Here is a 23,459-nt window from a genome sequence, read left to right as displayed (position 1 = left end):
ATGATCACTCGTTCTATATATATTGGCAATCCTGCTTATCTCAAACTTAAAGATGAGCAAATGTATATTCTGGATCCTTCTACTAAGGATTTGAAAGGTAAAGTTCCGGTAGAAGATTTAGGAGTGCTGATGCTGGATCATTTTCAGATCACAATTTCACATCAGTTGATTCAGAAAATGATGGGAAATAATGTAGTTGTCATAAGTTGTGATGCTCATCATTTACCTCATGGAATAATGCTGCCAATGTATGGACATACAGAGCATTCAGATAGGGTGAAAGATCAACTGGAAGCCAGTGAACCACTGAAAAAGCAGCTTTGGAAGCAAACTGTTGAATGTAAAATTGAGAATCAAAAAGAAGTGCTCAGAAGATTAGGGAATTATTATGGACCTATGGTTGAGTACCAGAGAAATGTAAAAAGTGGTGATATTACTAATATGGAGGGAATTGCCGCACAACATTACTGGAAACATCTGATTAGTCTTGATTTTTTGAGAGCCCGTTTTGGAGATTCACCCAATCAGTTTTTCAATTTTGGGTATTCAGTTCTTAGAAGTATTGTAGCAAGAGCCATTATTGAAACAGGATTATTACCGGTTCTCGGAATCTTTCATAAAAATAAATACAATCCTTATTGCCTTGCAGATGATTTGATGGAGCCATTTCGCCCATTTATAGATCTTTTAGTAATGCAATGGCTTGAAAAGTGGCCGGAAACAGAAGAGCTCGATAAAGAATTTAAGGCCCATATTCTTAAAGTAGCAACTGTAGATGTTGGAATTGATGGAAAAACCAGACCATTGCTGATTGCTGTAAAAATAACGGCTTTTTCACTTTATAAATGCTACACAGGGGAAAAACGTTTGATCTCTTATCCTGAACTATTATGAACGCCGAAAGGTTTAACGCCTATCGTATTATGTGGGTATTGGTTTTATATGATTTACCGACTGAGACCAAAGCAAATATGCGGGATGCAAATTTGTTCAGAAAACACTTACTGGATGATGGGTTTACCCTGTTTCAGTTTTCAATGTATGTAAGACATTGCCCAAGTCGTGAAAATGCTGAAGTTCATATTAAAAGAGTAAAAGGCATGCTTCCTAAAGCTGGAAAAGTGGCCATTATGTGTATTACGGATAAGCAGTTCAGTGATATTGAGATCTTTTTTGCCAGAAATAAAGAAGAACCACCACCAACCTTCCAGCAACTAGAATTATTCTAATTTTTAAATCCTAAATAAACAATAAATCCGTTGAATTTCAACGGATTATATTTTGAGGTTGTTGTTAATCACAAAGTTAGTGATTTATGAAAGCAATTCACAACTACGTTGCCCCGTTTGATAAAATTCCAGTTGTTGTTAATCACAAAGTTAGTGATTTATGAAAGCAATTCACAACCAGCTCACGAATGTACCATTTCAAAAATAAGTTGTTGTTAATCAGAAAGTTAGTTGTTTGTGAAAGCAATTCACAACTAATCTTCATAAGAGGTACTATAAGTCATAGTTGTTGTTAATCAAAAAGTTAGTGATTTATGAAAGTAATTCACTTGTGGATTTTGTGAAATTTTAGTTTTTCTGGTTATTATTTTATATACAAAATATAAAAAGTTTTTGAGCAAAAAATAACCCCTGTTAATGCAGGGGTTTTATTTTGATAAAATAATTAAAGCATTGTTTAAGCAATGAATATGATATTCTTTGCTCATAGGATGAGTAAACTCACTTCATACCCGTATGTTATTAAATGCCTCAAACGTTACTCTGTTCGAGCCTCTTTTTTTTAAATTGAACTCTTATAATCTTTGGTATCTCTCTTTCTATTTCTTCCATGCTTTTCACGGAGAAAGATGAGATTAAATTGGTTATTCTTCATTTTTTGGTTTAAAATTTTTCCCTGCTCCTTGTCGGAGAAAGGTAACTTTGCCTTGCACTTTCTTTGCTTTTTCAAGAATTTCTAAGGCCTTTGTTCGCTCGCTAACCTTACCTGCGTGTGTTATATTGTCCTGAAGATCACTTTTTTTCATATGTTAATATAGTGATTTTATTTGACAAAAACAAATCATTTTAAAGTAATATCAAATTGTACTTTGAAAATGTTCTTCATGTTCTGACTTACTTTTATATTTTTTCGTGGGTTTTCGTATCTGCTTTATGATAAAGTTTTTTTTGTATTTCTAAAAATCTTTCAGCTATTCTCTATTCTTAACCAGTACCCAGCCATTATATCTGACTGAAGTTTTACTTTTATTATTTTCATCCCATGAGATGGTGTACCAGTACGTGGCGGTAGGTAGTTTTTTTCCGAAGGCGGTGCCGTCCCATTTGAAGTTTCGTACTTTATCTGCACTGTAGAGTTTGTTTCCGTATCGGTCATATACTTCAAATACCAGATTTTTTTTGTAGGCTAAGGCAGAATAATCAATACTGTCGTTTTTACCATCATCATTTGGAGTGATAATATTGATTAAATTAGAAACCGTCACTTCTACAGATACCGGAATACAATTGTATTTATCTTTTACATAGAAAGTATGCTGTCCTCTTTTAAGATTATTAAAAATATTAGAATCCTGCCAGTTACCCGTTTGATCAACAGCATATTGATAGGGCGGAGTACCTCCTGTAACATTGATGGTAGCAGTGTTGTTGGTAATATCGATAGATTTGATAACTGGGTTAGGTGATGGGTATACTTTTACAATTTGTTTCGTAACACATTCTCCGTTTTTTAAATTAACCCAATAAGTTCCAACGCTTACATTGGTAATTTGCTGGGTGGTTGCTCCGGTGCTCCATTCATATGAAGTAAATCCCGGGCCGGCATCAAGCGTTGTTTTATCCTCGATACATATAACCTTATCGACCAGTACAGAAGAGATCTTAGGAGGAATCACTTCCAGAGTAATTTTTGCTACTGCAAAACAACCGTTGCTATTAGTAACTCTTACGTAAGTTACCCCATTGGGAGCAATGTAGGTTGCGGGATTGCTGATCTCATTAGTCGCATTGGTAGCATCAGTTAAAGAGGGATAATACTTCTTAGTCATCCCTGTTTGAGTAGTAACATTGGCATTGGTAAGATTAAAAGAAGCAGTAGAAGGATTGGACAAAATATAACACGATTTAATATTGGTGTCATTAACAATAGGAATACTGCCGATAGTGACCACTGCATTCTGACTTACCGCATTACATTGGGAATTGAGAGAAGAGCCTTGTGGTCCCACTTTAAATCTTACCCAATAATTTCCCGGTGGCTTACCATTAGAATTAAAAGTGTAATTAGGATTAGTGGTAGGTGTTCCCTGATCAATCCATGTAGCTCCGGAATCTGAACTGTATTGCCACAAGTATTCAGCAGGGTTGTATGAGCTTCCGGTTAATGTGGCTGTAAAATTAACGGTAGAATTCTGATTTGGGCACAAAGTTGTGCTTGCTCCGGGTAAAGCCTGAATCGTTGATGGAATACAAGGAGAAACGGTGATATCATCAATAGCCAGATCATTACCGCAACCATTACCTACTGAATTGTTTATAAATTGAAGTTTTACAGAAGAACTTGAACCATTATTAAATACAATAGAGTATTCTGTCCACGTTGAGCCTACGGGAACATTTCCTGTAGCTGATGTGCCGAGTACAACGCCAGTGACAGGATCAACAGCTTTTAGTGTCATATTAGGAAATTGATAATTAGGAGCGCAATCGCTTGGAGTATTGGAATTGTTTACATTAAGGATCCAAAGCGATAGTTTTAATGTAGTATTTGAACAGAGATTGTTCATAACATATTCGAGAAAAATAGTAGAAGCGGTTGATGGAGCATTAATCAATAACATGAGCCCGTTGGGATTTCCTGTATGATCCGGAACATCTATAAATCCATTTCCTCCGGTAGTAGGAGTTTTTACCAATCCAGAGTAATCATCAGATAAAGCACCTCCTCCAGGTGGGCCGGCTGTTCCTACAAATTTTGTTGAAGTAGTAGCGCCTGGAGCGTAAGTAGCCAAAGGCCCATACCATTTATCTGTAGCATTTCCCTGTCCGAAAGTTTGATTAACAATTGGTGGTCCCCAGGTTCCTGCACATGTTTGAGCAGTATATAAAGAAAAATTAAAAATCGAAAATAAGCAAACCAATACAGAAAAGGCTTTCTTGTGTAGAAGTAGTGTTTTTTTCATATCGAAAAAGTGTTTTTTTAATGGATGATTTTATATCCGGGCTGTGTTTTAAAATTTTTTAGTCTTATTTAAAATTGTAATTTTCAGGCTTAATTAAAAGTTATAGTAAATTTTAAGAAAAGCTGTGGATTTTGATTTAAAATTTATATTAATTGTGTTAAAATTGATTAATTATTTATGTTTTTAATTGTATTTTACTATTTTTATTGTTTAATTTATACAAAATTAGCAATAGTTTTCAATTGTAGTTATTTTTATATATAAATTTTTGAATTTTTACAATGTCATGGTAATAATCGTCCTAAATAAAGATGTTTAGGACGATAGTCTGAAGATAAATTTATGATTGGAAAAGATGAAAGACACGAGAAATGTTCATTTCTTGATATATGATAAGATGGTGGCAAAAATGTTTTTATATTTTTGAAACCTCAAAAGACATAAACTTTTTAAACAGTTCAATAATATGAAAAAACTTAGTGTAATCGCATTAGTAGGAGTAGGATTGCTTGTAGCATCATGTAATAGTAAAGAAAAAACAGATACAGCATTAGCTACTGAGCAAGCCGTTGCAGAAAGCAAAGGAGAAATATTGGCAGTAGATACTACAACTTCTGTGGTGAATTGGAAAGCTTTCCATAAAGGTGGCTTTGCTCCGCGTTGGGGAACATTGAATGTAAAATCAGGAGACTTAAGCATTGAAGCAGGACAGGTTGTAGCTGGAAACTTCAATATTGATATGACTTCCATTAAAGTTGACCCGGCTTCAGTTACTGAAAAAGATAAAAAACCAGCTGACTTAGAAGCTCACCTGAAAAACCCTGACTTCTTTAATGTAGAAAAAAATCCTGTTTCAGACTTTAAAATTACAAGCGTAACAGATTTAAAAGAAGCACCTAAAGATGCTGTTGCAGGAGCAAACAAAACCGTAAGCGGAAACCTTACTTTATTAGGAAAAACAATGAACGTTACGTTCCCTGCTAAAGTAGATGTAGTAGATAACTCAGCGACTGTTCAGGCTAAATTTACAGTAAACAGAACCGATTGGGGAATCAAATTCGGTACTTCAGAAGCAGATCCTGCAGAATGGATGATCAGCAAAGACATCGAAATTGCTATCGACGTTAAAGCAAAAAAATAATTGAATACAATTTCAATAATCATTAAGCTGCCTTTTTTAAGGCAGCTTTTTTGTGGTATATATTTAACTTTTTTTAATATTCTGTAACCCACAGTCGGCATTATATTTTCTCTTATTCTGATTAAACACCTAAAATCATAATATCATGTCAAAAAAAATTGCAATTCTGGCCACCCACGGTTTTGAAGAAAGTGAACTCCAATCTCCAAAAGAATATCTTGAACAGCAGGGCTGGACAACAAATATCATAAGCCCCGAACCGGGAACCATTAAAGCCTGGGCTGAAAAGGACTGGGGAAAGGATTATTCCGTAGATAAAACCTTGGATGAAGTGACAGCTTCCGACTATGATGCATTGGTTCTGCCGGGTGGGGTGATTAATCCCGATCAGTTAAGAACAAATGAAAAGGCATTATCTTTTGTGAAAGATTTCTTTATTCAGAATAAGCCTGTTGCTGCTATTTGCCATGGGCCACAAATTCTGATCAATGCTGAGGCAGTTAATGGTAAGAACATGACGTCAGTACATTCTATCAGCAAAGACCTCATGAATGCCGGAGCTCATTGGGAAGATCAGGAAGTTGTTGTAGATAATGGGCTGGTAACAAGCAGAACCCCTAAAGATTTACCTGCCTTTAATGCTAAAATGGTTGAGGAAATTAGAGAAGGAAAACATGTAGAGCAAGGGTTATAACTTTTGGTACAGGTTTAATTAAGGCCCGCAATTTGAAATTGCGGGCCTTAATTATTTCATAGTGATAACATATGTTTTGTCAGTTGCTGAAAAGTGAAATCAATTCAAAATCCATGAATTCTGAATACGTGTACAGTATTCACTCCCAAGATATAAAGGATTACCATGTTTTTCAGACCAAAATCCATCCAGAATATCCTTGCTCAGACAACGATATACAGCAACTCCTTTATAAATTTGATGATCATCGCCTTCATAGTTGAAGTTGAGAACTAAAATCCGGTCTTTATAAAATCCCGTACCATTTTGAAGATGATCGCCAATAATCCATTGGGCGATAATACGGCTGTTTTCGTCAATAGATAATAGTAATGTACCCTGATAAGAAGCCTCGTCTGATTCTTCCTGATTGCTTCCTTTAATAGAATAGGTTCCTGCCAGATCGTGAACTGTCATAGATTTGTTTTTATGGATTGCAAATTTAAAAAATACCTGCCATGATACCGTTAGAAATATTTGGAGGATTTCCCATGTATAAATTAAACATTATTTTTGTGACAAAATTAATTTAGAATGATTCCTTTTCTGCTGATCGCTAACGTGATTACTTTCGGAGTTTTTGGATTTGATAAACTGCAGGCCAAAAAACATCAATGGCGAATTTCTGAGAACGTTCTTTTAGGACTTTCACTGGTAGGCATTGTAGGTGCAGCTTCGGGAATGCTTATCTTTAATCATAAAGTTTCCAAAAAATCTTTTCTGGTGAAATTTTTCCTGATCGTTTTAATCGATGTTGTATTGTTATATCGGTTCATCAGACATTGATTAAAAAATCATCATATTTCTTTTAATTCATTATTAATGAGGTTTTGGTTAAAAAAAACGCCAGTTTTTAGTGTGCTTTTAAGATATTTATTCTGCTATTTTTAAATTAATATTTAAAATTTTCTTTAAAAGCTTAAATATTGGTAAAATAATAATAATTGTTATTACTTTTTTACTATTTTTATAACTGAGAATCAAAACAATAACAACATGAAAAAACTCAAAAAAGTTTCCCGAGCTGAAATGAAGTCAGTTCAGGGAGGAATTGCTAAAGGAATGGTACGATGTAAAGATGCAGATACGTGTGTCGTAAGATGGGGATGGGGTACCGGATTTTCCAGTAACTGCGGTGAATTTGACATTATTTGTGGTGAACCGCCTGCAGTAGATCCGTGTGAAATATCATTATGTCTATAACGATCAGAGAGTGTTTTTAGAGCACTCTTTTTTTATTCGTCTATAAACGAGTATTTTAAACAGAATGTTAATTATTGACATAACGAAATTGTTTTTCATTTAAAATCACTATTTTTGCACCCGTAAAAATCTTTTATGCAAAACATTAGAAATATTGCGATTATCGCACACGTTGACCACGGGAAGACTACTTTGGTTGACAAAATCATTCACGCTACCAACATTTTCAGAGAAAATCAGGAAAGTGGAGAGTTAATTATGGATAACAATGATCTTGAAAGAGAAAGAGGGATCACCATCTTATCCAAGAATATTTCTGTTACTTATAAAGACACAAAAATTAACGTAATTGATACTCCTGGTCACGCCGATTTTGGTGGAGAAGTAGAAAGAGTATTGAAAATGGCTGATGGGGTTATTTTGTTGGTGGATGCGTTCGAAGGGCCAATGCCACAAACAAGATTCGTACTTCAGAAAGCGTTGGAACTAGGATTGAGACCATTAGTTGTTATCAATAAAGTTGATAAACCAAACTGTCGTCCGGACGAAGTTCACGATCAGGTATTTGATTTATTCTTCAACCTTGAAGCTACTGAAGAACAATTAGATTTCCCAACATTCTACGGATCTTCTAAACAAGGTTGGTTCAACACTTCGTTGGAGCAAACTGAAGATATTTTACCATTATTAGATGGAATTTTACAATATGTTCCAGAACCGAAAGTAACTGAGGGGAACCTTCAGATGCAGATTACTTCTTTAGATTTCTCTTCTTTCCTAGGAAGAATTGCGATCGGAAAAGTAACAAGAGGTGAAATTAAAGAATCTCAATGGATCGGTCTTGCTCAGGCAGATGGTAAAGTGGTAAAAGGAAAAGTAAAAGAACTTTATGTTTTCGAAGGACTAGGAAAGAAAAAAGTAACTGAAGTACAAGCTGGAGATATCTGTGCTGTAGTAGGTTTTGATGCATTCCAGATCGGAGATTCATTCGTAGATCTTGAAAATCCTGAACCATTGGAAAGAACTGCAATTGATGAGCCTACGTTGAACATGACGTTCTCTATCAACAATTCACCTTTCTTCGGTAAAGATGGTAAATATGTAACATCTAACCACTTGAAAGAGAGATTGACAAAAGAATTAGAGAAAAACTTAGCATTAAGAGTTCAGCAGACTGATGATGCGAACACTTTCTTGGTATTCGGTAGAGGTATTCTTCACTTATCTGTTTTGATCGAAACAATGAGAAGAGAAGGATATGAAATGACAATTGGTCAGCCGCAGGTTATCTTAAGAGAAATCGACGGGGTAAACTGTGAGCCTTATGAATCATTAGTTGTTGACGTTCCTGAAGAATTTGCTTCAAGAGTTATCGACCTTGCGACTCAGAGAAAAGGTGACCTTCACATTATGGAAACTAAAGGTGAAATGCAGCACATGGAATTCGAAATTCCTTCAAGAGGCTTGATCGGATTACGTTCTCAAATGTTGACAGCTACTGCAGGGGAAGCTATTATGGCACACCGTTTCACAGAATACAAGCCTTTCAAAGGTGCTATTCCTGGAAGAAACAATGGGGTGTTAATCAGCAAAACTACAGGTCCGGCTACAGAATATTCTATCGCTAAACTACAGGACAGAGGTAAGTTCTTTGTTGATCCGGGTGAGGAAATCTACACAGGAATGATTATCGGTGAGCAAAACAAGCCGGGAGATTTGGTTGTAAACATCGTAGAAGCAAAACAGTTGAACAACATGAGAGCTTCAGGAAAAGATAAAGATACAGGTGTTGCTCCAAAAATCTTATTCTCATTAGAAGAATGTATGGAATACATCCAAAGTGATGAAGCGATTGAGGTAACTCCAAACTTCATCAGAATGAGAAAGAAAATCCTTTCTGAAGAAGAAAGAAAAAGAGTAGAAAGATCTGCGAAAGCATAATTGAAACTCTTATATATAAAATCAAAGCCTCGATTTTTCGAGGCTTTTTTCTTTTACTTCAGAAAAATTGTTTATTTTTTCAATGAAATAATACAAATTGTAAAATATAATTTAAAGTAGTTTTGCAGCTATGAGAATGAATAAATTAAAACTTATCGTTTTATTAGGAGTTTTTGCGTCTTACAGTACTTCATGTTCCGTTCAGAACAATGCAACAAAGACTTCTCCCGTTAAAAATACAACAAAGCCCAACAATACAACACAACCGCAGCCTCCTGTGGCTACAACAAAGCCGAATCCCGGCACTCCTCCAAAAGCAGCAGACGAGGCCTTCAGAACTAATCTTCCAGAGATTAAAAGAGAATTCCGTGGCGCATGGATTGCCAGTGTAGCCAATATCAACTGGCCGTCAAGAAATGACCTTACTGTAGAACAACAAAAAGCAGAAGCTATCAATATGCTTGATATGCTGAAAAATAATAATTTCAACGCTGCTATTTTTCAGATCAGACCTTCTGCAGATGCTTTATATACAAGTAACATCGAACCGTGGTCTTACTTTTTAACAGGAGAAACGGGAACTCCACCTTATCCCAACTATGACCCGCTTCAGTTTTGGATCGATGAAGCCCATAAAAGAGGTTTGGAATTGCATGTATGGCTAAACCCTTACCGCGCTCACCATACCAACGGAGGGACGGTCAATAAGCTTTCAATGGCTAATAAACTTTCCGATATTGTCGTACGATTAAAAAACGGAATGTACTGGTTTGATCCGGCAGATCCGAGAACACAGGGACATGTTTCCAATGTGGTAAAAGATATTGTACAGAGATATGATATTGATGCTATCCATTTTGACGATTATTTCTATCCTTATGCAACCTATAACAAAGGAGCCGACTTTCCTGATAATGCTACCTGGAGTGCCTACGTAAGCAGCGGAGGAACCTTATCAAGGGCAGATTGGAGAAGAGATAACGTGAATAAATTTGTTGAACGTATCTACAAAGAAATTCATGCTGAAAAAAGCTATGTGAAATTCGGGATCAGCCCGTTTGGAATCTGGAAACCCGGATATCCGGCAGGAATTGTAGGGTCTTCACAATTTGATGAGCTGTATGCAGATGCTAAATTATGGTTAAACAAAGGTTGGGTAGATTATTTTTCGCCCCAATTATACTGGCCGATTGATTCAAAAGGACAAGGTTTTGAAGCATTGTTAAGCTGGTGGCAGTCTGAAAATACAATGAACCGTCACCTGTGGCCTGGGTTGAATACCGTTGAGATCAGAGTTTCTGACCGCCCGACGGAAATCAAAAACCAGATTGAAATTTCAAGAAATATTCTGAAGAAAGATGCCGGAGAAATTCACTGGAGTATTGCCGGACTGACGAAAAATGCAAGCATGCTTCCAACGTTGAAAAACGGACCATACAGTGAAAAAGCATTAATCCCGAAGACGCCTTGGATCAAAGCTGTTCCATTGCAAACTCCTACATTATTTATTGCAGATAACGGAAGTTTTGCACAAACAAGCTGGAGTTCTAAAAATATAGGTAATGTTTTCCAATGGGTTCTTTTCAAGCAATACAATGATAGCTGGGAAACCGAAATTTTGACTCTGGATACCCTTTCAAAGGATATTCCAAAGTTTAAAGACGGGAAAAAGCTCAACGCAGTAGCCATTAAAGCTGTTGACAGACTGGGAAATGAAAGCGATTATATGGCAAAGAAAGTGAAATAGCAGAATGTCATTGCGAACCGTAAGGTGAAGCAATCTCAAGTCTATGGGCTGTTTTTAACTACAACAAATAGGGTACCCGGTTCTCAAAAAGAGCCGGGTATTATTTTAGAATAACTATAAATTATCAATTTAAAATAATGATAATCAGTTTTATATAAACCTTAATCCTGTATTTTTGTTTAAAATAAAAACTTTATCGGAACCATTTTTGTATTATCAGTGGCATAATCACCAAAATGTAAAATTATGAATACTAAAAGACTTTCCGCCAATATGGAAAAAGCACTTAGTGACCAAATGAATAAGGAGATTCATGCGTCACACGTTTTTTTATCTTATGGAATTTGGGCTGATGACAAAGGATATCAGGGTATTGCCAACTTTTTGTACAGACATGCTCAGGAAGAAAGAAATCATTCGATCAAATTCATGGAATATGTTTTAAACAGAGGCGGAAAACCAAAAGTCAATGCTATTCCGGCCCCCCCGGCAGATCCAAAAAATCTTACTGCCTGCTTTGACGGCGTTTTTAAACATGAAGTAGACAACACTACAGCTATTTACAAAATCGTAGATCTTTCTATGGAGGAAAAAGACTGGGCAACCTGGAATTTTATGCAGTGGTTTGTGCAGGAGCAGATTGAAGAAGAAACACTGGCTCAGAATTTAATTGATAAATTGAAAATTGCCGGTGGTGACCGTGCAACCGACGAATCTTTATTTACTTTAGATAAAACTTTACAAGAAGCACCGGGCGACGTACCGTTGGCGCAAAATGCTACAGGAAATAATCCGTAGAGCTAATAAGCCAAGCATAAACTATTTGAAATCTGTCAGAATGCTGGCAGATTTTTTTTGTGATTTACTTTTGGTATTTTTGGAAAAAAACTATAATGAAATATAATATAATTTTTAATGAACCAACAAATTTTGCAGCTTATAATAATGAAAGTAATATATTAAATAAACTTGAGAATGCTTCGAAAATTAACATTTTTATAGGCGCAAATAATAGTGGGAAAAGTAGGTTTATTAGATTGCTTTTAGAAAATGATTTCATTTTTTATAAAATAGAGGAAATATCAATTTTTATTGATCAATTTTACTCTATTACAAAAGATGAATATATTTATAATAGAGCGAATTATAGTAGCGTAAATAACTTTGATTTAACTCAATTCGAAGATTATGAAAAAAATATCATTTTTAAACAATTTAGTAAAATTGATTCTCCAAATGATATTTTGAATAAAATTCACTACAATAAAAAAATAATAGAATTATTTCAAATATTAAATGAAGATCAAAATTCATATAATAGCTATTTTAAATTTACTTTTATAGATAATCAAAAGTTGTTGTTCTTAGGAGAAATTTTAGAAAAGATTAGTATGACATTATATCATAAGTTTTCTTCAAAAATCTTTATTCCAACATTAAGAACAGCACATTCCATTTTTCAAAAGAAGGAAAATGAAATATACTCGAAGATTTCAAATGATATTTTTAAAGAAACAATAGTTAAAAGTTACCAGCTAAATAATAAGAAAAATGAAGTTTTTACTGGAATGGACTTATATTATCAAATTGTAAATATTAGAAATGATGTAAAAGAAAAAAGGGAATCTTTTGAAAAATTTGAAGAATTTCTTTCAAGTAATTTTTTCCAAAGAAAAAAATTAGAAATTGTCGCTAAATTCAATATTTATGATAAGCATAAAGGTAAAGACGACACTGAAGTAATCGATGTTTATATTGATGGTGAAAGCAGGGATTTACATGAGCTAGGAGATGGAATTCAAGCTTTATTTATTTTAATGTATAAAATTTATACTTGTGAAAATGATAGTGCTATTTTTATCGATGAGCCAGAAATTAATTTGCATCCCGGAATGCAAAGATTATTTTTAGAACAGATTACAACTAATGAATTTCTTAAAGAAAAAAGACTGATCTATTTTATTTCGACACATTCAAATCATTTCTTAGACTTAACAATTGAAAAAGAGGATATTTCTATTTTCTTATTTAATAAAGTAAATAAAGACAAATTTATTCTAAAAAATGTTAACCATGGGGATAATTCTGCTCTTCAATATCTTGGTGTAACAAATTCTTCTGTATTTTTAGCTAATTGTTCTATTTGGGTAGAAGGAATCTCAGACAGGAATTATTTAAAGGCATTCCTAAAGGCTTATTGTAGAGATGTTCAAAATAAAACATATCCTAAGGAAGATATTGAATTTGCCTTTATTGAGTATGCTGGAAGTAATATCAATCATTATAATTTTGATGAAGCTGAGGTAAAAGAAAAGATAAATGCGTTTTCAGTTAATAATAGAATATTTTTGATTTCGGATTATGATGGACCATATAAAGATGAAAAACATGCTGTCTATGAAGAAATAACAAAGGAAAATCATAATTTTAAATATCAAACAACTAAAGATTATAGAGAAATTGAAAACTTATTACCCTTCAATGTGTGGGATAAAATTTTAATAAATTATTGTGATAAAAGAACTGTGAAAACTGAAGAAGATATTAATCGAGTTCAAAACAATATTTCAAACTCTTTAAGAAGGAAAAATGAAGATACCTATAAAAAAGACTATATCGGAAAGCTATTGAAAAATATTAGAGACAACGTTCCAGAATTGAATAAAATTTGGGATAAGACAGCAGGAACTTTAATAAATAAAGCTGAAGTTAGTTACAAAGTTTTAGAACTAACAGAAAAAGAAATAATAACTTGGAATGACTTTAAAGCTAATTCAAAGATTATCTCTATAGTAGAAAGCTTATACAATTTTATCCAAAAATCTAATTATAGATAAATCATTTTTAAATACCATTAAACTTCACTATCTTTGCACGCTGAAAGTTAAAGTCTCGATCATTTTAGATAAAAAGGAATTAAAAACTTTGGATTCTAAACATTGAACTTTACACCTCTAAACCTTAAACTTTGAATTTTACAATATGAAATGTGGAATCGTAGGCCTGCCGAATGTAGGTAAATCAACACTTTTTAACTGTTTGAGCAATGCAAAAGCTCAATCAGCAAACTATCCTTTCTGTACAATTGAACCTAATCTTGGAACAGTTTCTGTGCCGGATCAAAGATTGTTTGAACTGGAAAAAATCGTAAAACCTGAAAGAGTTTTACCCGCTGTAGTTGAAATCGTTGATATTGCAGGTCTTGTAAAAGGAGCCAGCAAAGGAGAAGGGCTTGGGAACCAGTTCCTGGCAAATATCCGTGAGTGTGAGGCGATCATCCACGTTTTAAGATGTTTTGATAATGGAAATATCATTCACGTTGAAGGTTCTGTAGATCCGTTAAGAGATAAAGAAATTATTGATATCGAGCTGCAACTGAAAGACCTTGAAACCGTAGGAAAGGCAGTTGAAAAAGCTAAAAAATTCATTAAGTCAGGGAAAAAAGAAGATATTCTTACTTATGAGACTCTTCAAAACCTGCAAAAATTCCTTGAAGACGGGAAAAATGCAAGAGAGTTTGCAACAGATGACTTTGCGAAATCTATTATCGGAGAAGTACAGTTGTTGACCAATAAGCCGGTGCTTTACGTTTGTAATGTAGATGAAAATTCTATTAAAAACGGGAATGATTGGATCGCTAAGATCGAGGAAATGGCTAAAAATGAAGGTGCTGAAGTGGTTGTTTTAGCAGCTCAGATTGAAGCGGATATCAACGAACTTGAAACTTTTGAAGAAAGAGAAATTTTCCTTGATGAGCTTGGTCTTACTGAGCCTGGCGTAAACCGTTTGATCAGAAAAGCTTATGATTTGCTAAAACTTCAGACGTATTTTACAGCAGGAGTTAAAGAAGTAAGAGCCTGGACTATCGGTCAGGGATGGACAGCTCCGCAGGCTGCAGGAGTTATTCACACAGACTTTGAAAAAGGATTTATCCGTGCTGAAGTAATCAAATATGATGATTATATGACGTACGGATCTGAAGTAAAAATAAAAGAAGCCGGAAAACTATCTGTTGAAGGTAAAGAATATATCGTTCAGGATGGTGACATCATGCACTTTAGATTCAACGTATAAAGAAAAAATATTAAAGTTAGTTATCGTTAAAAAACGTTTCCATGAATTTGGGAGCGTTTTTTGCATTCTAGTGCAAAACTGTAACCTAATGAAATTCTTTTATTTTACCCTTTTTATTTCTTTATTGTCCTGTTCAAAATCTGTTGAAGACAAATGTTTCGTTGAGAAAATGAATAATACGGATGTCATCTTTGTTGATGATTTAAAAGAGAAACCCTATACAGTCAAACAGATTCTTGATCAAAAACCAAAGTATCTTGATATTATAAACCTCAAAAAATTTAGAACCTTCAAGAAAGATAGCGCCGATTCTCATTTTTATACCAGTTCTGATTCTGAAAATATGATAAGGAAACAGTATGTTGAGTTTAAAGAATTTAAAAGTAAATTTTCAGATCAATTTGTATTTTATGCCAAAGAACAGGTAGGAAATGTGCAGTATGGTTTGGGAAAGAATAATCTTGGGTATTGGTTGTTGAAAATTGAAAATAATAAGGCAGATGCTTACTTTTTAGGATTAAGTTTTAGTCATTATTACATAAATAAGATCCAGGAAAACCCTTTCATAGAAAATGGGTTTCTTCAATTACAAGGAAGCTTAGTGAAAATTATAAAGGTTGCTGGGCTGCCAGGTTATGATGATTACTCCGCTATGGAAGATGGGAAATTATTTAAAATAAAGATTAATGATTTGACTAAAGATTCTGATAATGATGGTTACAATGATATTTTTGAGAATAGCTTTGGCTTAAATCCCAATAATAAGGATACTGACGGAGATGGAGTTAATGATTTTGAAGACATGAACCCGATGTTCAAATCCGGAAAGAATAAGTTTACGGAACTCTATGAATTGCTGCTCCCTAACTATGGGACAACAGATATGAAAAAAATGTATTATGTTTTTCAGGTATATGAAAGTGATTGTGATTATTTTCATCAGATCCGCCCTGATGTTAGAGTGTTATTTATTCCTGAAAATAAAGATAAACAAACGTATTACACAAAAATAACTGATATTACAGATGAATATATTTCAAAAATAAAGAAAGATAAAGAAGATCCGAATAGATTTTATATTCAAAAATTTGGAAACAGTTATGGTAACAATTACTCAGCAGATTACGAAAAAGGAAAATGGATTCTCAAGCTTGGGGGAGGTTATATTATTTAAAGAGTTCATATCAACTTAGATCTATCCAAATAACAAATCGCTTCCCATGAGGAAGCGATTGTATTTATTGGATTGGAGGTTCCAAATCTGGCCAGCATGGCGGCTCTACGCAACTAAAGGATTTCTTTGTACATGTATTGGAGGTAGGCATACATACTTCACTTGCTCCCGGGCGACATTGTTTTTCATAGCATGTGGGATGAATTTGGGCACATCGACCACTGTGAGTGCATATCATTACTCCACCTGATATGGTTTTCAACTGCTTTTTAGTCAGTTTTTTCCCCTGATTTAAATTTTGTTTTTTCATTGTTTATTGATTTTAATGGTTTAGTTTTTACCGTTGATTCAAAAAAGTTTTGAGTTTCTATTACAAAAAAAAGTACTCCCAAATGAATGGAAGTACTCTGTTTATTTCATATTGACATTATTCAATCTCAATGGTAGGCTGACATTGCGGCTCTGCGCAACTAATTGAAAACTTACTGCATCCCAGTCCATGAACCCAGCACATTTCTTTTCCACCGGTAATGACTCTTAACTCTTTTTTATTTAACTTTTTTCCGTTGTTTACATTCTGTTTTTTCATAAGATTTGATATTTTTAAGTTAGTCTTTTGATCAATTTAGAAGTATTAATGGATAGTTATAGCTCCAATATGGGTCTGCACTGTGGTTCAGCGCATCCAAGTCCAAAGACACGACATTGATTGGTCGCAGGATCAATGCACTGTCTTAGGCCGCCGGTAATACTTCTTAACTCTTTTTTGTTAAGCTTTTTCCCTTTTTCTAAATTCTGGTTTTGCATGATATAGCGCTTTATTTATTACAGTTGTGGTCTGCATTCTTTTTGTGCACAGGCCTTAGAGATGATTGTGCATCCATTTGGATCAGACGATGGCTCACATGGCTGATCTGGGCATAGTACAGGTTGAACACAATTTAGTAACCCCCCTGTGATTGATTTTAATTCTTTTTTGTTAAGTTTTTTCCCGTTGTTTAAATTCTGATTTTTCATAGTACTTGATTTTACTTTGTTAGTATATTAGTTTAGATAATAATTAAGGTCTGCAGATTTTTTGTCCGCAGAATGGAGAAATCATGGTGCATCCATTAGCATCAGCATGTGATTCACAAGATCCCGGATAAGGTTCACATGGTTCAGCAGCCATACAATCATACATCCCTCCCGTAATAACTTTGAGTTCTTTTTTGTTAAGCTTTTTGCCGATTTGTGAAATTTGATTTTTCATAGTTTTGATTTTTAACGAGTTAGTTGTGACGAATGTAAGAAAAATAATTAATTGTATATCACTTTTTGTAGAAAAAAATAAAATAAATAATTGATTTTAATTTATTTTCAACGTTGTATATTTGAATTTTACAAATGATCCATTATGGAAAAAATAGCCCATACTTCATTGGAAGATTTTTACAGAGAAATGGCTGCCAAGCTCGGGAAGGATCCTGAAAGTATTTTTCCTAAAGGTCTTCATAAGGATATAGGCCATTTCAATGTTTTCGACATTGCCCAGACTATAGAAAGAGCAAAAGCAACTTCTGAAATGCCCTATAACAGGAGAAAATATTATAAAATAAGCTTTATCAAAGGAAAAAACAGGGCCGAATATGCAGATAAAATAATTTCTATCAAAAAAAACGCGTTATTGTTTGCTACGCCAAAGGTTCCGTATCACTGGATTCCGGAAGATCCTTTGCAACAGGGAAGTTTCTGTGTTTTTACAGAAGATTTTTTTATTAAAGATAAATCATACAATACCCTGGAAGATCTTCCTATTTTTCAGCCCGGCGGAGTACCTGTATTTGAAATTGATGATGAACTGGCCGATGAAATTGAAGCCTTGTTTAAAAAGATAAAAAAAGAGATTGATTCTGATTATATTTTTAAATATGATCTGATCAGGAACTATGTGCTGGAACTCATTCATTATGGGCAGAAATTACAGCCCGCAACGAAAATTTCTACCTCAAATGATGCTTCCATGCGGGTAGTTTCTCTCTTTATAGAATTGCTGGAAAGGCAATTTCCCATTGAATCTTCAGAACAAAGACTGGAGTTGAAAACAGCAAAAGATTTTGCAGAAAGACTGGCCGTTCATGTTAATTATTTAAATAAAAGATTAAAAGAAAATACAGGAAGGACGACTACTGAAATTATTGCCGACCGTGTTATTCAGGAAGCTAAAATCCTTTTAAAACAAACCCGCTGGAACGTGTCTGAAATTTCTTATGCCCTGGGATTTGAAGAAATAGCCCATTTTTCTAATTTCTTTAAAAGGAAAACTTCATTTACTCCTTTAGAATTTCGTTCATGATTTGAATTTTGCAAATTTCAGATTGATTTAGGCAAACAATTCATCCCGAAAATCCCTCAACTTTGTATCATCAAAATAATCATACAAATGGAAACAAAAACAAAAATTGCACTGGTAACCGGAGGAAGCCGCGGATTGGGGAAAAATGCAGCACTTAAAATCGCTCAAAAAGGCCTGGACGTTATCATTACCTACAGAAGTAATAAAGACGAGGCTGAAGCTGTAATCAGTGAAATCAATGCAATGGGTAGAAAAGCAGCTGCCTTTCAGTTGGATACAAAAGATACCAAAAGCTTCGATGCCTTTGTACAGGAAGTTACAAGCCATCTAAAGGAAAATACAGGAAGTCCCGCTATTGATTACCTGATCAACAATGCAGGAACCGCATTATATTCACCCATTACTGAAGTGACAGAAGAACAGCTGGATGATGTGGTGGATATTCACTTTAAAGGAGTATTCTTTCTGACTCAAAAGTTACTGCCGTTTATCAATGATGGAGGCGGAATTATTAATATTTCTTCAGGATTGGCAAGATTTGCAACACCGGGTTCATCAGTATACGGATCCATAAAGGCAGGAGTGGAGATGTTGACCAAATACATGGCTAAAGAATTAGGCCCGAGAAAAATCAAAGCGAATGTGATTGCTCCGGGAGCTATTGAAACAGACTTTGGAGGAGGAAGAGTAAGGGATAATCAGGAAATTAATTCCGTAGTAGCCGGTGCTACAGCTTTAGGAAGAGTAGGGCTTCCGGATGATATTGGTGGAGTGGTAGCTTTCTTATGTACCGAAGATGCAAGATGGATCAACGGACAAAGAATTGAAGCTTCAGGAGGAATGTTTTTATAGTAGACACCATTTCAAGTAGTACACAGCTTAGTCTTTTTTAAATAAAAAACCAACCGCACGCGGTTGGTTTTTCGTATGTTATACTTGTTGTTATTCAACAATTTCAGAGGGATCTACAGGTATGGGAAGTTGACACTCGGGTTCTGCACATCCGGGTCCAATGTATTGACAATGTCCGGGAGAATCATGCATCTTACTTTCCTAAAGCCACCGTTAATCAATATGAGCTCTTTTTTGGTGAGTTGTATCCCCTTTTTTATTTTTAGATTTCTCATAACCTCGTTTGTAATTGGTGAATTTGAAAAATTATGGTCTGCAGGCAACTTGTCCGCAACGTGGGGAGATAATTGTACAATAAGCTCTTGGGTCGTCTGATACAATTGGCGGATCACAAAGAGGGCCTTCACAAGGAACTCCAGGTCCCATACAATTCAACATACCTCCGGCGATTGTTTTTAATTCTTTTTTGCTTAGTTTTTTTCCTTTTGAGAAGAGTTTCTTTTCCATGGTTTTAATTTTATAAGTTTAGTTTTCACTAAGATATATAAAAAAAATTAAATTATCTACTTCTGTATATAAAATTAGAAAAGAGGGTTTTTTAATGTTTCAAAAAAACAAAGAGCCAACCGATCGGATGGCTCTTGAATAATATTTTTTTAAACAAATTAAATTCTTGATAAGTTTTCAATTGCTCTCTCCAATGTTTCCTGTTTCTTGGCAAAACATAATCTTATGATATTTTCGTTGAGTTTATTTTTATAGAATGATGAGAAGGGTACGGTGGCCACCTTATGATTGATCGTAAGTTCAGTAGCAAAATCAAAGTCATTTTTGTCTGAAATCTGATCGTATTTTACAGCCTGGAAGTAGGTTCCTTCACAGTCCAGCAGTTCAAATGATGTACCGGCAAGTCCTTTCCTTAAAAAATCTCTTTTTTCCTGAAAGAACTGATTAAGGTGGGTGTAATGTTCTTCATTTTTCATAAACGCTGCCAAAGCAAGCTGAATAGGAGTGTTTACACAAAAGACATTGAATTGATGAACTTTCCTGAATTCATCGGTTAAATTTTTAGGAGCGGCACAATATCCTACTTTCCAACCGGTCACATGGAAAAGCTTTCCAAAAGAGGCTACCAGAAGGCTTCTTTCTTTTAGTTCCGGGTATTTGCAAATGCTTAAGTGTTGCTTTCCGTCAAAAACAATATTTTCATACACTTCATCACTTAAAATAAGAATGGAAGTGCCTTCCACCAGCTGAATCAATTCCCTGATATCTTCCTCATTCAATATCTTTCCCGAAGGATTGTTTGGATTGTTGAGGATGATCATTTTCGTTTTTTCATTGACAAGATTTTTTACTGCGCTCCAATCAATTTTATAATCGGGAGCTTTCATTTCAAACCGCTTGACAATGCCTCCGAAAAGCTCTACAGTAGGTTCATAACAATCGTATGCCGGTTCAAAAATAATGACTTCATCATCTTTCTTTATAAAAGCGGCAATGGCTGTAAATATAGCCTGAGTACCACCTGCCGTCACTGTTATTTCGGAATCCGGATGGTAGGTAGCTTGGTGGCTGTTCTCGATTTTTCGTGCAATTTCTTCCTTTAAACCAATCATTCCACCAAGAGGAGCATATTGATTGAATCCTTTTTTAATAAAATAATCCACCTGGTCCAGTAACCCGGAATCCGGCATGAAATCAGGAAATCCCTGAGATAGATTGATCGCCTCATTTTCATTGGCCAGTTGAGTCATTTGACTGAAAATAGTGGTTCCCACATTAGAAAGTTTTGACAAAGGAAGTTGTATCATAAAATCAGATTTAATGGAATCGAATTTAATGAATTATTTAAAACAGTTTGAGTGTAAAAGTGAAAAAATAAAAACTTTGGTAGGGAAGCTGAAACAGAAACTTTGTTTAAGTATATATTGAATTGATTTTGAAACAAAACACTTCAGGAAGCTCAGAGATAGGGTAGTTGTTCTTCAATACTTCTCTTGTGTTCGTTTTGAGATAAATGTTGATAAAAAATGAATTCGAAAATTCGGATAATTTTAGACAATTTCGTACTTTTGTATGTTTGCTGAAATCATATATGTCACAAGAAATAAATCCAACCTACTCAGAAGATAATATCAGAACCCTCGATTGGCAGGAACATATCCGTCTGCGCCCCGGTATGTACATCGGAAAGCTTGGTGACGGTTCCTCCGCTGATGACGGTATTTATATTTTATTGAAAGAAATCCTGGATAACTCTATCGATGAGTTCAGGATGAAATCAGGTAAAAGAATCGAAATAAAAGTGGACGACGGTAAAGTTACCATCCGTGACTTCGGTCGTGGAATTCCTTTAGGAAAGGTAGTAGATGCCGTTTCCAAAATGAATACCGGAGGAAAGTACGATAGTAAAGCGTTCAAAAAATCCGTGGGATTGAACGGGGTCGGTACCAAAGCTGTTAATGCACTTTCCGATTACTTCAGAGTACGTTCTTTCCGTGACGGAAAAATGAAAGTAGCGGAGTTCTCCCGTGGAATCATCACAGAAAGTTTTGATGAAAAAGAAACCTCAGACAGAAACGGAACTGAAATTTCTTTTATTCCTGACGGTGATATTTTCCTGCACTTTAAGTATAGAAAAGAGTATATCGAAAGAATGCTCCGCAATTACGCGTATCTGAATCCGGGATTGAAAATTCTTTTTAACGGAGAAACCTATTTTTCGGAAAACGGGTTGAAAGATCTCCTGGAAGAAGAGCTGGAAAGCGATATTCTTTATCCGATTGTCCACTTGAAAGAGGAAGATATTGAAGTGGCTATTACCCATTCTGATAAGTCTCAGACGGAAACTTATTTCTCATTCGTAAACGGACAGAATACGACTCAGGGAGGTACTCACCTTAATGCTTTTCGTGAAGCTTATGTAAAGACCATCCGTGAGTTTTTCAATAAAAATTTTGATGCTTCTGACATCCGAAAATCGATTATCGCCGCGATTTCCATCAATGTGGAAGAACCGGTTTTTGAATCTCAGACCAAAACAAAACTGGGATCTAACGATATGGGACCAAACGGCCCAACGGTGAGAACTTTTATTATAGATTTCCTTAAGAGTAAGCTTGATAATTTCTTGCATAAAAATCCGGAAATTGCAGAGGCGATCCAAAGAAAGATTCTAATTTCAGAAAGAGAAAGAAAGGAGCTTTCGGGAATCCAGAAACTGGCAAGAGAAAGAGCTAAAAAAGTATCTCTTCACAATAAAAAGCTTCGTGACTGCAGACAGCATTATAATGACCAGAAAGCGGAAAGAAAAGGGGAAACTCAGATCTTTATTACCGAGGGAGATTCTGCATCAGGATCGATCACCAAATCAAGAGATGTGGAAACACAAGCCGTATTCTCGTTGAAAGGGAAGCCTCTGAATTGCTACGGTCTTACGAAGAAAGTAGTCTATGAAAATGAAGAATTTAACCTTCTTCAGGCAGCCTTGAATATTGAAGAAAGTCTGGAAGATCTAAGATATAACCAGGTAGTTATTGCTACTGATGCCGATGTCGACGGAATGCACATTCGTCTGTTGATGATTACATTCTTCCTGCAGTTTTTCCCTGATCTGATAAAAAATGGCCACCTTTATATTCTTCAGACTCCGTTATTCAGAGTTAGAAATAAAAAGGAAACCAGATATTGCTATAGTGAAGCAGAAAGGGTAAAGGCGTTAAATGATTTAGGTAAAAACCCTGAAATTACCCGATTTAAAGGTCTTGGAGAGATTTCTCCTGATGAATTCAAGCACTTTATCGGTAAGGATATACGATTAGAACCTGTTGTGGTAGGAAAAGATCAGACCATTGAGCAGCTTCTTGAGTTTTATATGGGAAAAAATACACCGGACAGACAGGTATTTATTCTTGAAAACCTTGTTGTAGAAGATGATACCAGTATTGATAAAAAAGAAATACTCAATGAAGTAGAAAATTAGAGGACTGAGAAACCTCGTCGTTGAATACGACTCAAATATTGATAAAAACACATTTTGGATGAAAGTAGGATTTAGAAAACTT

The 23,459-nt window shown here is 34.9% G+C and carries 22 protein-coding genes; 15 read left to right on the top strand and 7 right to left on the bottom strand.

Going from position 1 to position 23,459, the window contains the following annotated elements; translation table 11 throughout:
- Together cas1 and cas2 are read left to right on the top strand one after the other, a co-directional pair.
- Complete coding sequence (gene cas1 / locus EG342_RS19735) at nt 1-894, top strand: type II CRISPR-associated endonuclease Cas1 (protein WP_103292746.1); 894 nt, start codon at nt 1-3, stop codon at nt 892-894.
- The gene (gene cas2 / locus EG342_RS19730; RefSeq protein ID WP_103292745.1) at nt 891-1,229 is read left to right on the top strand and encodes a CRISPR-associated endonuclease Cas2; all 339 of its coding nucleotides are present in this window, start codon (nt 891-893) and stop codon (nt 1,227-1,229) included. The genes cas1 and cas2 overlap by 4 nt, the downstream gene beginning before the upstream one ends.
- A gap of 644 nt (nt 1,230-1,873) precedes the next feature.
- On the opposite strand, the gene EG342_RS25235 is transcribed toward cas2, so the two are convergent.
- Both EG342_RS25235 and EG342_RS19725 read right to left on the bottom strand, forming a co-directional pair.
- Nucleotides 1,874-2,035 (bottom strand): hypothetical protein, encoded by a 162-nt coding sequence (locus EG342_RS25235; protein ID WP_164465206.1) that lies wholly within the window; start codon nt 2,033-2,035, stop codon nt 1,874-1,876.
- A gap of 165 nt (nt 2,036-2,200) precedes the next feature.
- A complete protein-coding gene (locus tag EG342_RS19725; RefSeq protein ID WP_103292744.1) occupies nt 2,201-4,192 on the bottom strand; it encodes a T9SS type B sorting domain-containing protein in 1,992 nt (663 codons plus the stop codon).
- A 466-nt stretch (nt 4,193-4,658) separates the two neighbouring features.
- Here EG342_RS19725 and EG342_RS19720 point away from each other — a divergent pair, with 466 nt between their 5' ends.
- Together EG342_RS19720 and EG342_RS19715 are read left to right on the top strand one after the other, a co-directional pair.
- Nucleotides 4,659-5,333, top strand: a complete 675-nt coding sequence (locus tag EG342_RS19720) for a YceI family protein (RefSeq protein WP_103292743.1) — start codon at nt 4,659-4,661, stop codon at nt 5,331-5,333.
- Between the two features lie 145 nt (nt 5,334-5,478).
- Nucleotides 5,479-6,027 (top strand): type 1 glutamine amidotransferase domain-containing protein, encoded by a 549-nt coding sequence (locus tag EG342_RS19715; RefSeq protein ID WP_103292742.1) that lies wholly within the window; start codon nt 5,479-5,481, stop codon nt 6,025-6,027.
- 99 nt (nt 6,028-6,126) lie between these two features.
- On the opposite strand, the gene EG342_RS19710 is transcribed toward EG342_RS19715, so the two are convergent.
- Entirely contained in the window at nt 6,127-6,483 is a 357-nt protein-coding gene (locus EG342_RS19710; protein WP_103292741.1) for a hypothetical protein, read from the bottom strand.
- Between the two features lie 117 nt (nt 6,484-6,600).
- Between EG342_RS19710 and EG342_RS19705 the strand changes: the two genes are divergently transcribed.
- From EG342_RS19705 to EG342_RS19670, 8 genes are all read left to right on the top strand, one after another.
- On the top strand, nt 6,601-6,852 hold the full coding sequence (locus tag EG342_RS19705; RefSeq protein WP_103292740.1) for a DUF1294 domain-containing protein: 252 nt from the start codon (nt 6,601-6,603) through the stop codon (nt 6,850-6,852).
- Nucleotides 6,853-7,062: 210 nt separating this feature from the next.
- On the top strand, nt 7,063-7,269 hold the full coding sequence (locus EG342_RS19700; protein ID WP_103292739.1) for a bacteriocin-like protein: 207 nt from the start codon (nt 7,063-7,065) through the stop codon (nt 7,267-7,269).
- Nucleotides 7,270-7,404: 135 nt separating this feature from the next.
- The gene (typA, locus tag EG342_RS19695; protein ID WP_103292738.1) at nt 7,405-9,210 is read left to right on the top strand and encodes a translational GTPase TypA; all 1,806 of its coding nucleotides are present in this window, start codon (nt 7,405-7,407) and stop codon (nt 9,208-9,210) included.
- Nucleotides 9,211-9,340: 130 nt separating this feature from the next.
- A complete protein-coding gene (locus tag EG342_RS19690; RefSeq protein ID WP_103292737.1) occupies nt 9,341-10,957 on the top strand; it encodes a glycoside hydrolase family 10 protein in 1,617 nt (538 codons plus the stop codon).
- Between the two features lie 246 nt (nt 10,958-11,203).
- Entirely contained in the window at nt 11,204-11,755 is a 552-nt protein-coding gene (locus EG342_RS19685; protein WP_103292736.1) for a ferritin, read from the top strand.
- A gap of 95 nt (nt 11,756-11,850) precedes the next feature.
- Nucleotides 11,851-13,794, top strand: a complete 1,944-nt coding sequence (locus EG342_RS19680; protein WP_103292735.1) for an AAA family ATPase — start codon at nt 11,851-11,853, stop codon at nt 13,792-13,794.
- Between the two features lie 145 nt (nt 13,795-13,939).
- On the top strand, nt 13,940-15,031 hold the full coding sequence (ychF, locus tag EG342_RS19675; protein WP_103292734.1) for a redox-regulated ATPase YchF: 1,092 nt from the start codon (nt 13,940-13,942) through the stop codon (nt 15,029-15,031).
- Nucleotides 15,032-15,119: 88 nt separating this feature from the next.
- The gene (locus tag EG342_RS19670) at nt 15,120-16,205 is read left to right on the top strand and encodes a hypothetical protein (RefSeq protein ID WP_103292733.1); all 1,086 of its coding nucleotides are present in this window, start codon (nt 15,120-15,122) and stop codon (nt 16,203-16,205) included.
- Nucleotides 16,206-16,632: 427 nt separating this feature from the next.
- On the opposite strand, the gene EG342_RS25230 is transcribed toward EG342_RS19670, so the two are convergent.
- Together EG342_RS25230 and EG342_RS19650 are read right to left on the bottom strand one after the other, a co-directional pair.
- The gene (locus EG342_RS25230; protein ID WP_164465205.1) at nt 16,633-16,794 is read right to left on the bottom strand and encodes a hypothetical protein; all 162 of its coding nucleotides are present in this window, start codon (nt 16,792-16,794) and stop codon (nt 16,633-16,635) included.
- 471 nt (nt 16,795-17,265) lie between these two features.
- On the bottom strand, nt 17,266-17,457 hold the full coding sequence (locus EG342_RS19650) for a bacteriocin (protein WP_103292731.1): 192 nt from the start codon (nt 17,455-17,457) through the stop codon (nt 17,266-17,268).
- Between the two features lie 144 nt (nt 17,458-17,601).
- On the opposite strand from EG342_RS19650, the gene EG342_RS19645 reads away from it, so the two are divergent.
- Both EG342_RS19645 and EG342_RS19640 read left to right on the top strand, forming a co-directional pair.
- Nucleotides 17,602-18,540: a helix-turn-helix domain-containing protein gene (locus EG342_RS19645; RefSeq protein WP_103292730.1), complete on the top strand. Its 939-nt coding sequence runs from the start codon at nt 17,602-17,604 to the stop codon at nt 18,538-18,540.
- Nucleotides 18,541-18,627: 87 nt separating this feature from the next.
- On the top strand, nt 18,628-19,392 hold the full coding sequence (locus EG342_RS19640) for an SDR family NAD(P)-dependent oxidoreductase (protein WP_103292729.1): 765 nt from the start codon (nt 18,628-18,630) through the stop codon (nt 19,390-19,392).
- Between the two features lie 306 nt (nt 19,393-19,698).
- On the opposite strand, the gene EG342_RS19635 is transcribed toward EG342_RS19640, so the two are convergent.
- Nucleotides 19,699-19,899, bottom strand: coding sequence for a bacteriocin (locus EG342_RS19635; RefSeq protein WP_123868135.1), 201 nt, complete (start codon nt 19,897-19,899; stop codon nt 19,699-19,701).
- Nucleotides 19,900-20,057: 158 nt separating this feature from the next.
- Complete coding sequence (locus EG342_RS19630; protein WP_103292727.1) at nt 20,058-21,206, bottom strand: methionine aminotransferase; 1,149 nt, start codon at nt 21,204-21,206, stop codon at nt 20,058-20,060.
- Between the two features lie 284 nt (nt 21,207-21,490).
- Here EG342_RS19630 and EG342_RS19625 point away from each other — a divergent pair, with 284 nt between their 5' ends.
- Entirely contained in the window at nt 21,491-23,377 is a 1,887-nt protein-coding gene (locus EG342_RS19625; protein ID WP_103292726.1) for a DNA topoisomerase IV subunit B, read from the top strand.
- Nucleotides 23,378-23,459: the final 82 nt, after the last annotated feature.

This window comes from Chryseobacterium lactis (assembly GCF_003815875.1).
GTDB lineage: Bacteria > Bacteroidota > Bacteroidia > Flavobacteriales > Weeksellaceae > Chryseobacterium > Chryseobacterium lactis.
This window is presented reverse-complemented; position numbering and strand designations above follow the sequence as displayed.

What these genes read in the sequence shown, in the direction of transcription:
- cas1 (WP_103292746.1), top strand. Translation starts at nt 1, where the DNA reads ATGATCACTCGTTCTATATATATTGGCAATCCTGCTTATCTCAAACTT.
- cas2 (WP_103292745.1), top strand. Translation starts at nt 891, where the DNA reads ATGAACGCCGAAAGGTTTAACGCCTATCGTATTATGTGGGTATTGGTT.
- EG342_RS25235 (WP_164465206.1), bottom strand. Translation starts at nt 2,035, where the DNA reads ATGAAAAAAAGTGATCTTCAGGACAATATAACACACGCAGGTAAGGTT.
- EG342_RS19725 (WP_103292744.1), bottom strand. Translation starts at nt 4,192, where the DNA reads ATGAAAAAAACACTACTTCTACACAAGAAAGCCTTTTCTGTATTGGTT.
- EG342_RS19720 (WP_103292743.1), top strand. Translation starts at nt 4,659, where the DNA reads ATGAAAAAACTTAGTGTAATCGCATTAGTAGGAGTAGGATTGCTTGTA.
- EG342_RS19715 (WP_103292742.1), top strand. Translation starts at nt 5,479, where the DNA reads ATGTCAAAAAAAATTGCAATTCTGGCCACCCACGGTTTTGAAGAAAGT.
- EG342_RS19710 (WP_103292741.1), bottom strand. Translation starts at nt 6,483, where the DNA reads ATGACAGTTCACGATCTGGCAGGAACCTATTCTATTAAAGGAAGCAAT.
- EG342_RS19705 (WP_103292740.1), top strand. Translation starts at nt 6,601, where the DNA reads ATGATTCCTTTTCTGCTGATCGCTAACGTGATTACTTTCGGAGTTTTT.
- EG342_RS19700 (WP_103292739.1), top strand. Translation starts at nt 7,063, where the DNA reads ATGAAAAAACTCAAAAAAGTTTCCCGAGCTGAAATGAAGTCAGTTCAG.
- typA (WP_103292738.1), top strand. Translation starts at nt 7,405, where the DNA reads ATGCAAAACATTAGAAATATTGCGATTATCGCACACGTTGACCACGGG.
- EG342_RS19690 (WP_103292737.1), top strand. Translation starts at nt 9,341, where the DNA reads ATGAGAATGAATAAATTAAAACTTATCGTTTTATTAGGAGTTTTTGCG.
- EG342_RS19685 (WP_103292736.1), top strand. Translation starts at nt 11,204, where the DNA reads ATGAATACTAAAAGACTTTCCGCCAATATGGAAAAAGCACTTAGTGAC.
- EG342_RS19680 (WP_103292735.1), top strand. Translation starts at nt 11,851, where the DNA reads ATGAAATATAATATAATTTTTAATGAACCAACAAATTTTGCAGCTTAT.
- ychF (WP_103292734.1), top strand. Translation starts at nt 13,940, where the DNA reads ATGAAATGTGGAATCGTAGGCCTGCCGAATGTAGGTAAATCAACACTT.
- EG342_RS19670 (WP_103292733.1), top strand. Translation starts at nt 15,120, where the DNA reads ATGAAATTCTTTTATTTTACCCTTTTTATTTCTTTATTGTCCTGTTCA.
- EG342_RS25230 (WP_164465205.1), bottom strand. Translation starts at nt 16,794, where the DNA reads ATGAAAAAACAGAATGTAAACAACGGAAAAAAGTTAAATAAAAAAGAG.
- EG342_RS19650 (WP_103292731.1), bottom strand. Translation starts at nt 17,457, where the DNA reads ATGAAAAATCAAATTTCACAAATCGGCAAAAAGCTTAACAAAAAAGAA.
- EG342_RS19645 (WP_103292730.1), top strand. Translation starts at nt 17,602, where the DNA reads ATGGAAAAAATAGCCCATACTTCATTGGAAGATTTTTACAGAGAAATG.
- EG342_RS19640 (WP_103292729.1), top strand. Translation starts at nt 18,628, where the DNA reads ATGGAAACAAAAACAAAAATTGCACTGGTAACCGGAGGAAGCCGCGGA.
- EG342_RS19635 (WP_123868135.1), bottom strand. Translation starts at nt 19,899, where the DNA reads ATGGAAAAGAAACTCTTCTCAAAAGGAAAAAAACTAAGCAAAAAAGAA.
- EG342_RS19630 (WP_103292727.1), bottom strand. Translation starts at nt 21,206, where the DNA reads ATGATACAACTTCCTTTGTCAAAACTTTCTAATGTGGGAACCACTATT.
- EG342_RS19625 (WP_103292726.1), top strand. Translation starts at nt 21,491, where the DNA reads ATGTCACAAGAAATAAATCCAACCTACTCAGAAGATAATATCAGAACC.